Source organism: Fibrobacter sp., assembly GCA_012523595.1.
Classification (GTDB): Bacteria; Fibrobacterota; Chitinivibrionia; order Chitinivibrionales; family Chitinispirillaceae; genus JAAYIG01.
The window spans coordinates 1-8,582 of sequence record JAAYIG010000111.1; the positions used below are offsets into that span (position 1 = coordinate 1).

At 45.2% G+C, this 8,582-nt stretch carries 10 protein-coding genes; 1 reads left to right on the top strand and 9 read right to left on the bottom strand.

Going from position 1 to position 8,582, the window contains the following annotated elements; translation table 11 throughout:
- The 9 genes from GX089_07680 to GX089_07720 all read right to left on the bottom strand — a co-directional run.
- A partial coding sequence (locus GX089_07680) for a hypothetical protein (GenBank protein ID NLP02357.1) occupies window positions 1–156 on the bottom strand: 156 nt, incomplete at its 3' end.
- 21 nt (window positions 157–177) lie between these two features.
- Window positions 178–1,422 carry a Tol-Pal system beta propeller repeat protein TolB gene (locus tag GX089_07685; protein NLP02358.1) on the bottom strand — a complete coding sequence of 415 codons (1,245 nt, stop codon included), beginning with the start codon at window positions 1,420–1,422 and terminating at the stop codon, window positions 178–180.
- Window positions 1,423–1,425: 3 nt separating this feature from the next.
- Window positions 1,426–2,136, bottom strand: a complete 711-nt coding sequence (locus GX089_07690; GenBank protein ID NLP02359.1) for a TonB family protein — start codon at window positions 2,134–2,136, stop codon at window positions 1,426–1,428.
- The gene (locus GX089_07695; protein ID NLP02360.1) at window positions 2,136–2,558 is read right to left on the bottom strand and encodes a biopolymer transporter ExbD; all 423 of its coding nucleotides are present in this window, start codon (window positions 2,556–2,558) and stop codon (window positions 2,136–2,138) included. The genes GX089_07690 and GX089_07695 overlap by 1 nt, the downstream gene beginning before the upstream one ends.
- 2 nt (window positions 2,559–2,560) lie before the next feature.
- On the bottom strand, window positions 2,561–3,304 hold the full coding sequence (locus GX089_07700) for a Tol-Pal system subunit TolQ (GenBank protein ID NLP02361.1): 744 nt from the start codon (window positions 3,302–3,304) through the stop codon (window positions 2,561–2,563).
- A gap of 153 nt (window positions 3,305–3,457) precedes the next feature.
- On the bottom strand, window positions 3,458–3,916 hold the full coding sequence (gene rnhA, locus GX089_07705; protein ID NLP02362.1) for a ribonuclease HI: 459 nt from the start codon (window positions 3,914–3,916) through the stop codon (window positions 3,458–3,460).
- A gap of 1 nt (window position 3,917) precedes the next feature.
- Window positions 3,918–5,150, bottom strand: coding sequence for a hypothetical protein (locus GX089_07710; GenBank protein ID NLP02363.1), 1,233 nt, complete (start codon window positions 5,148–5,150; stop codon window positions 3,918–3,920).
- A gap of 2 nt (window positions 5,151–5,152) precedes the next feature.
- Window positions 5,153–5,917 (bottom strand): hypothetical protein, encoded by a 765-nt coding sequence (locus tag GX089_07715; GenBank protein NLP02364.1) that lies wholly within the window; start codon window positions 5,915–5,917, stop codon window positions 5,153–5,155.
- A 616-nt stretch (window positions 5,918–6,533) separates the two neighbouring features.
- Window positions 6,534–7,049 carry a hypothetical protein gene (locus GX089_07720; GenBank protein NLP02365.1) on the bottom strand — a complete coding sequence of 172 codons (516 nt, stop codon included), beginning with the start codon at window positions 7,047–7,049 and terminating at the stop codon, window positions 6,534–6,536.
- Window positions 7,050–7,311: 262 nt separating this feature from the next.
- Between GX089_07720 and GX089_07725 the strand changes: the two genes are divergently transcribed.
- Window positions 7,312–8,582: hypothetical protein (locus GX089_07725; GenBank protein ID NLP02366.1), on the top strand; the 1,271-nt coding region annotated here is incomplete at its 3' end.

Here is an 8,582-nt window from a genome sequence, read left to right on the forward strand (position 1 = left end):
ATCCACATCGGCGAATGGTTTAAAATCACTGAAAACACTGTCTGCAGGCTGCTGCACCGGAATATCCTGAAGCGTTGACTTTTGTTTCCTGCACCCGCCGGTTATCACAGCAAGAAGCATAAAACCCAGAATAATGCAAAGACGTTTTTTATTCATGACAATTCCCCTGTTTAAGTACTAAAAATCTGACCAGTCCGGCATTCTTACATCACCGCTCGATGTGACCCTTCGGGCCCTGCTTCCATCATGCTTCACCACGAAAAGATCACTTCTGCCTCCGGCAGTATTCACAAAAGCTATCAGTGAGCCGTCAGGAGCCCAGGTAGGATACTCGTTGTTACCGGGCATGTTAGTGACTTTTGTCAATTTCGATCCGTCGGGTGCTATGGTGTAGATATCGAAAGAACCGTTCTCACCCATCATCTGAAACGCGATTTTATCCCCCTTTGGAGACCAGGCAGGAGAATCGGCGTATTTTCCCTCAAATGTCAACCGACGCTGATTTCCGCCCTCCGCGTCCATTACATAGATATGAGGATTTCCGGAACGGTCGGAAGTAAATGCAATCTGATAACCGTTAGGGGACCATGAGGGGGAAGTATCGACTCCGTAATGAGCGGTCAACTGTTTCACATTGGTCCCGTCAGGATTGCAAGTGTAAATATCGAGATTTCCGTTCTTTGATGAGGCGTATGCAACTGTACCATCCACCGGTGAGACATCCGGAGAAGATTCCACAGCGCGGCTGTAGATAAATATCTTCGATGACCCATCAAGTATTGATCCTTTGTAAAGATCCGGTTTACCGCGCAGATAAGAGGTCCATATTACTGTGTTCTGATCAGCAAAAGTGGGGAACAGATTGATCACATCGTTATCCGTGATATTCCCCCTGCTGAAGCCGTCAAAATCCATCATGGCGATATTCTTCCTGTTCCCGGTAACTTTCACATAGAGAATACGGCTCTCGAAAATCCCCTTGTCACCGAAGAGCATCGCAACGATCTCGTTGGAATAGCGGTGAGCCATCCCACGCAGAGCCTTCTTCTCCCCCTTGTACTTCTTTCCGATAATAAGCTCCCTGTTAACTACATCCCGCAGGTAACAATCGATAGTCACAGTGTTTCCCTCTACCATGTACTGACCATCGATGTAAAGCCCCACATTGGCTTTAGCAAAAGCAGCACTGTCAAATTCCTTTGCTGTGACAACCTGAAACCTGCCGCAGAAATCAAGATCATTTGCGATCACCTTCCAGGGCTCATTCTCGGTCAACTGCACCCCGTTGGATGCTTTGAAGTCGAGTATCCCGACAGGAATACTGTCGAACTTGCTGGCATATACCTCAAGATCGAATTTCTCGGCATAAGTGATACCAGTCAATCCACATATCAGAAAAAACAACAGAAAACGTCTATTCATTTCCTACTTCCTGGTTGGAATAAGGGTTAAGTTGAGATCCAGCCTGTCACCGGAAAAACCGGGAGGAAGCTTTCCAAAAGGAGCGGCAAGCTTTACCGCCCTTAATCCCAGATTGTCAAGCGAACTGTTTCCCGAAGATCTGACCAGAACCGGTTCCGTTATGGAACCGTTGCTCTGTATTGAAAACGATACCTGTATCTTTACATTACGATTCTCAGTGGAGGGACTCCAGTAACGTTCAATTTTCTGAACCACATTCGCAAGATACCAATGGAATTTGAAATCTCCCACCGCAGACACCTGAGCCGGACTCGGTATCTCATTGAGAATGGATGCCAGTTCATCGAGGTTTTCTTCAATCGGCCTAGCTGCCTCTTCCTGTTTCGCAGGTCTGGTCTCCTTTTTTGGCACATTTTTCTGCGCCGGAACAGGGCTGGGCTCAGGTTTTGATTCCTGCTTCGGTATACGCTGCTTCGGGGCCTCTGTTTTAACCGGTGTTCGCCGCACAGGAGTAGGAGGCAATGGAAGCGGAGCGCTTACCAGTTGAAATGTCTTTGGCCTCTGAAATTTGGATGGTTTCCAGACCAGTTTGGTTGCAATCGGGATAATTACAAGTACAAAAACATGAAAGACAACCGAGAGAACCAAAACCGTAGTAAACGGGATCTCTTTGAATGGCCCATTTCCCATCTGTCCACTTGCCATTGATGCCATCAATAATCACCTGTTTTGTCCAAAGGTGCAGTAAGAAAGCCCAGTTTAACCACACCCGCGTTCTGAACCTCTGAGATAACCCTGATTACAAGTCCATAAGGCACTTTCCGGTCCGCATTGATAAACACAGGCACATCAGAACGCCCTGCGAAAATCTCCCGGAATGTTCTCCTGAAATCCACAAGAGAGACTTTTTCCTGATCTACAAATATTTCATTTCTGTTGTTAATTGACACCTGAATAGTCTGATTGGATTCCACATTTTCCGACTGAGTCTTGGGGAGGTCAACCTGTACCCCCTGAGTCATCATCGGTGCAGTTATCATGAATATGATAAGCAGTGCAAAGACCACATCAATCAGATTAGTCAGGTTTAGGTCGCTTATGGCACGATGCCTGCGTGACTTTCGTTTGCTTCCCATTTTCACATCCGCTGGTTTGACTGTGACTGAGGCCTTGCCTGTTCGGCAAAAAGCAGACTGAATATCTCTTTCTTGATTCTTACAGTCAGGAGATCCTTGAATTCATCCAGATCGTTTTCAACCTTTTCCACCTTGTGATTGAAATAATTGTAAAAGAAAAGAGCCGGAATAGCCACCATAAGACCAGCTATAGTAGTTATCAGTGCCTCTGCAATACCAGGCGCTACCACCGGAAGACTTGCCGAGCCCTGATTACCTATTTCATAAAAGGAATTCATGATACCCCATACTGTTCCCAGAAGTCCCAGAAAAGGCGCTATGGCACTTGTCATTGCCAGCATCAGAACACCCTTATCCAGGGGTGTCAAAAGTGATATAAGAGTACTTTCCAGACGATCTGCAGCCATACTGAACTGATTCTGCAGGAAAAATGACCAGTCCTTTACACCTTTGTGAGAACGGGAATCATCGAGAATACGCTTGTATTCAAATGTACCGGTTTTTGCGAGGTGCCCCATCAGAGACTCTTTAAGTTTACTGTCCAGATTCTCTACCTCAGAGAGTCGGCCAAGAGAATCCCACCTGCGGCGAAACAATCTGTTCCCCTTGTTCACCTTGTTTAGCACATAGAGACGGCTGAAAATAATCGCCCAGGAGACAAAAGATAAAACAATCAGGAGAACTATGATCAATCGTCCCATCCATCCGGAACGGATAATCATGTCAATAACCGGAGTTGCATTCATGCGCAATTTTCCTTTCCATTATCGATTTTCAGGGGATTCCCCGTATACCATATAAATATCAAAATTACTTCCTGAAGGGAAAACAAGTCAAAGCGAATTCCACATTATCCGGAAACGCGGTCTGAACAGAGAAGCAGCAGGATTATTATCCGCTCAGCTACGGATATCTTCAGGAAGATCTTTACCGGAAGCGGCCTCTACGGCCATACGGTCACATCGTTCATTTTCAGGATGTCCCTGATGCCCACGCACCCATTCAAAATGGACTTTATGCTTTGAGAGCAGAGTCAGAAGCCTGTCCCAGAGATCAGGGTTGAGTGCTTTTTCTCCCTTGCCACGCATCCATCCCCTTGACTTCCATTTAACAGCCCACCCCTTTTCGACCGCATTGACAAGGTACTGCGAATCAGTAACGATGGTAACTTCACAGGGCTCTTTCAGGGCTTCCAATCCCTTGATAGCACCCATCAGTTCCATTCTGTTGTTGGTGGTATTCCTGAATCCCCCTTTTAACTCTTTTTCAACACCATTATATCTCAGGATCACCCCATAACCACCCGGCCCGGGATTCCCGGAACAGGCACCATCCGTAAAAATCGTCACACTTTTCATTTCAGTACCTGATAGCCAGAGATACCCCGGCTCTCTGAAAAGTATAGTCCTGTTTAAGGTGTTTCCTTGTAATCAACTGCCATTTTGAGTAACCATAAGAGACATCAAATGAAAATGACGATCCTGAATAACCGATTCCTGCAGTAAACTGGCTTTTGTTTTTACCCACACTGACCCCGCAATCGGACCAGTTGATTTTATCCTTTCCATACTTTACTGCGTAACTGTGAAGATCCACTTCGTCGATCGAGAACCCCGTTCTTACCAACAAAGGCAGAACTACTACCGGCACCTCTATTCCAACTCCGCCACCCACTTTGTAATGCCCTGCCTGGCTGCCTGATGGAATATCCTGAGAGGGGAAAACAAAATCGAATGGAAGTTTTACACGCCCTTCTGCTGTGATTGTAATAAACGGGAGAGTGAGACCCAGGCCGGCTGCTGCGGAATATGAGGAGTACATTTTCCCTTTGTATATTGTATCCAGGTCAGAAAATCTTTCTGTAAAAGCAATAACCTGGGGAATTGAGAACCTCATTCCAGCACTGAATTTGTCTGTCTGGTACAACAGACCACCCCTGAGATCAAATCCCACATACCTTCCTTCCAGCGCCCATTCATAGGAATCAAAGGAAATGCGGTTTGCCGTACTGTAAAAAGAGTAATTCGCATTCTCTTTTCCTGTGATAAGCGAGATTGTTGCTCCTGCAGAAAGTGATGGAGCGACCTGGAGGCCAAAGCCGCCACTCCAGAATCTGAGCCCTCCGGAGGTTTTGAACCGGTTTTCAATTGAAATGTTATCTCCATCTAAAGTATAGGAACCAGAATAATCAGATATGTCATCAAACAGTACCGGACTATAGTAAGCGGCTGCAATAGTGAGTCCACCCCTTGAAGCAGGCACTGAGATCATAAAACCCAGGGTATTAAGCCTGAATCTCCTTATATCCTCACTGGTTTTATCGCCAAAGAATTCTGAAATGCTGCTGAAATCATGTCCGTCAAGCCCAATCTGAAATTCCCGCACAGGTAAAAAGGAAAGCGCAGCAGGATTCCAGTAAAGTGCCGACATATCATTTGACAAAGCCACAACATTACCGGAGAGAGAAAGTGCGCGCACCCCCACTCCCACCTCCTGCATCGGACGGATCACAGCTCCATCATCGGATTCCTGGGCGCCCAGTGGAAGAAACACAGCAAAAATTAATGACAAAACAGGAATATTTTTTTTCATTATTACCAGCTCCTTGGATTTCTTCTGCCAGACCGGGGAGAATCCTGGTTGGAATCTTTTGACGGCTCCGGCTCATAAACCGGAGCAGGTTTTTGCTCAGATTCCTGAACCGGAGGGTTGGAGATTACTTTTTTCTGAGGCTCACTGACGGGTTGTTCCACCTTTTTGGCATTTTCGGGGACCAAAATCCCTGAACTCCTTGCTCGTGGAACAACACTTTTCCCGGGATTAACATTCTCCTGTTTATTCTCCCCTGTTTTCTTTAACTGATCACCAGTGGTTTCTGTGATTTTCCCTGAGGAAATACCTCCAGATCTCTCCCTGGGGGCAGATCCTGGAGAAACAGGTGTGCTTCCACCTGGCTTTCCACCGTAATAATGGTGATGATGACTGCTGTGATATCTGCAGCATCCGCAATCACGGTCATAATAGTAGTATCTTGGACAACGGTTATAATCAAACCAGTAGGGATCACTTCTGTACCACCATGGGGTGCGGTTGTAAAGAAACCAGTCCCGGTGATAGTATGATTCATAACATCTCAGACGGGGATAGCCCAGAAGATCCCTCTCCCAGACACAATGCTCCCGCTCTTTTACAACAATTGTATCAACTCTTGAAGCGGCTATTGTGCTGTCGGAAGCAGAGTCAGGAGATGAAAACTGCTCCTGAGGACGATAATAGGGATCAAGTGTGGAGAACTGGGTATAGCAGCCGCTTAGCAACAGGGTCGCGATAGCAGCGATAAAAAGAGTTCTGTAGATCATATACTCTCCTGTGAAATATTCCGGAAGATATCAGACTGAGGTCTCACCTTAAGCTCCGCTTCATATCGCAAAATACTACTTGTGATGATCTTTCTCCACTTGATTGAGAATTCGATCTCATGTAGATCCTTAACCACTTTTCTGCGTCTTAATCCATATCAGTACCGGAATCCCGGTATCGAATTCTCACCTGATATTAGATTAAGGTTACAGCAGAGATGTTTCAGACAATCTTAGAAAAATTCAGAATCTGCACACAGAATTTCGTCAAATCCGCTTTTTTAGTCTTTTATTGATCATCCCTATGGTAATGGCCCGTGTTTCCTGCTCGTCTCCGCGAAGCCGTTTTTACAGCCAAGCAGGTTCACTTCGTAAAAAACTACGGCGGAGCGGGGGTCCCTTAAACCCCTGCTGAAAGTAACAGATCAGTTATTTATACTGGAAAACCGCATGGTAGGAATGTGCTAGATCTGATATGTATTTAATACCTGGCCTTAACGAGAGTAATTACGGTAGTGCTGGCCATTGTAGTAAACCTCCATTTGGGTTAAGTGGTTAAAATAATCCATACACCACCTATTCTGAGGTTTACACAAATATTTCAGCACTCTCGTAATTACCTTTCATGGCTAATCTTCTCAATTGTCTCATTGCCAAGACCAGTAATCTCGCGGATTGATTGCAGGCTCATCCCTTTCTGAATCATTCGCCGGACGATTTGGTGCACCAATCTCTCTTCCTGCTCAATCACAGTATCCTTTTGCTTCATTACCTTCCTTAATTCCTTCAATTCCTTCTCTTTTTCCCTCCGCCCTTCATCGCGATAACTATCCGCTATTGTATACATAATTGCCTCACCATTTTTGTGTTCTCTTTCTACTATCTCCCCGAACTGCTTTTTCAACTTTCCTTTAATCACCGAGTGCAGATAGGTTAATACCACATACAAGTAATCATATCTCTCACCCTCAACGTCTTCGGATATCCTGATAATTCGCGGCAAAACACTTAAAATCTCCAGACTTCTGCTGTACTTAAGAGCCAGTAGAAGCATCTTGAGTTTACCCGTCTCTGCATCAGAGGGAGAACCATCTTCAATCTGCTCCGGTTCAAAGAGAGATAAATCAAGCATTAAAAAGTGAAAATCCGGAATAACACTGTCGATACCCTATAGAATTGCGATATTATCCTTTATGCTATTGTTCATATTACAAGGTCCGTTACAATGACAGACCACAATTGGAATTATCAGGGGAAAACATGTAAAAAGAAGACAACCTCAGGATTTTATCATTCTGTGTCAGTCAGTTTTTAATTGCTACTGTTTTTTACCATTTTTTGTATAATTTAATTGTACAGAAAATCATCCATCACCCTCTCTTCGGGAATTACAAATGCATAAACGATTATTACTTATTGTTCTGTGCGCCGTCTTTTCTCTCTGGAGTCAAGGGTTAGACTTTACTGATCCGGACTGGTTTGTTTCTCCAATGGGCAGTAACAGCGCCTCCGGCAAAGAAGATGACCCGCTTGATCTGGCAACTGCCTTAAGCTCTTCAGGTCCGGTCAGACCCGGTGATCTGGTACTTCTCAAGGAGGGCATCTATGAGGGGAAATTCGTAAGTACTGTCTCAGGAACTGCCAACTCACCGGTGGTATTCTTTGCTGAGCCAGGAACACGGGTTACTATTGACGGGAAAACTGGAAACGGAGATCAGGCACTTTATATAAACGGTGAATGGGTACAATTCTGGAATCTTGAGATAACAAACACCTCTGAGATCAGAACGGATATGGTTGATGGAGTACGGTTTGATGCCCCGAACTCAAAGCTGATAAACTCCGTAATCCACAATAATCTCCAGGGAATAGGGTTCTGGAGCCCGGCAGTTAACAGTGAACTGTACGGCAACATCATTTTCAACAATGGTGTCGAGGGTGAAACCCGGGGCCATGGCCATGCCATCTACACCCAGAATAAAACCGGCACAAAACAAATAGCAAACAACATAATCTTCTTTGGATATGGTTTCGGAATTCATGCCTACACAGAAAACGGAGATATCCAGGGGTTTAATTTTGAGAGAAATGTCTGGTTTCGCACCGGCGCATCGGTTAGAGGATCCTCCACTTTGGGCAATTCTGACGGGCTACTGATTGGCGGGTTGCAACCGGTCGATAAAGCAACTCTCAAAGAGAACTACTCCTGGGTACCAGTTAAGAACGGCAGAAGTGTGCGCTTCGGATGGGGTAGTTCAGTTGTAAATGAATTCATCGAGCTGAGAGATAATTACTTCGTTGGAAATGCTGTAACTCAGGGGCTCTGGAAAAGTGCAGTTGTAGAGGGCAACCATTTCTTTGGCGATGAGATTGGACCAGACCCCAATGAATTCCCCAACAATGTCTTTTCAAATAAGCTCCCAGTCGGAACAAAAACTGTTCTGCATCCGAACAGATACGATCCTCACAGAATAGATGTAATTGTTTACAACTGGAATAATAATGACTCTGTATCTGTAAATTTGGATAATATGATTGAATCCGGTTCCAATTTCACAGTTCACAGCGTTTTTGATATTTGGGGTGAACCTGTTTTAAAAGGTAAATACCAGGGAAGCCCGTTACAACTGCCCATGGGAACAAAACCACCACCACAGCCCAGGGG

Coding starts and splice junctions, on each gene's coding strand:
- GX089_07695 (NLP02360.1), bottom strand. CDS start 2,558: ATGGGAAGCAAACGAAAGTCACGCAGGCATCGTGCCATAAGCGACCTA.
- GX089_07720 (NLP02365.1), bottom strand. CDS start 7,049: ATGCTTGATTTATCTCTCTTTGAACCGGAGCAGATTGAAGATGGTTCT.
- GX089_07700 (NLP02361.1), bottom strand. CDS start 3,304: ATGAATGCAACTCCGGTTATTGACATGATTATCCGTTCCGGATGGATG.
- GX089_07710 (NLP02363.1), bottom strand. CDS start 5,150: ATGAAAAAAAATATTCCTGTTTTGTCATTAATTTTTGCTGTGTTTCTT.
- GX089_07685 (NLP02358.1), bottom strand. CDS start 1,422: ATGAATAGACGTTTTCTGTTGTTTTTTCTGATATGTGGATTGACTGGT.
- GX089_07690 (NLP02359.1), bottom strand. CDS start 2,136: ATGGCATCAATGGCAAGTGGACAGATGGGAAATGGGCCATTCAAAGAG.
- GX089_07715 (NLP02364.1), bottom strand. CDS start 5,917: ATGATCTACAGAACTCTTTTTATCGCTGCTATCGCGACCCTGTTGCTA.
- rnhA (NLP02362.1), bottom strand. CDS start 3,916: ATGAAAAGTGTGACGATTTTTACGGATGGTGCCTGTTCCGGGAATCCC.